The following is a 305-nucleotide window of genomic DNA, read 5'->3' on the forward strand; positions in this document are numbered from 1 at the left end:
AAGAAAGCGGTGGCGCCAGCGAAAGCTCGTGTTGCGGTGGATGCCGGTCGTTTCCGCTGCCGCGCGTACCGTCATCGAACCCAGCATGCACTGCAGGAACGGTAGCCATTTTTCGCGCAGCCGGATAAACGCCAGCGGCGTATCGGTCAGGGCGTTGAAGGACCGGTGGCACTGCCGGCAGCGGTAGCGCTGCAGGCCGCGCAGGATGCCGTGGCGATACAGCTTGTCGCCGTCGCAGTGCGGGCACCGGCGCAGGCGCGCGCCCCGTGCCTCGATGATGGCCAGGCAATCGGCCAGCGAGGCAC

1 protein-coding gene is annotated in these 305 nt (G+C 67.5%); it reads right to left on the reverse strand.

The features are described from left to right. Positions 1-305: IS1/IS1595 family N-terminal zinc-binding domain-containing protein (locus tag GM672_RS28745; RefSeq protein ID WP_170300295.1), on the reverse strand; the 305-nt coding region annotated here is incomplete at both ends.

The sequence above is a fragment of the Pseudoduganella buxea genome (assembly GCF_009720835.1).
GTDB classification, from domain to species: domain Bacteria; phylum Pseudomonadota; class Gammaproteobacteria; order Burkholderiales; family Burkholderiaceae_D; genus Rugamonas; species Rugamonas buxea.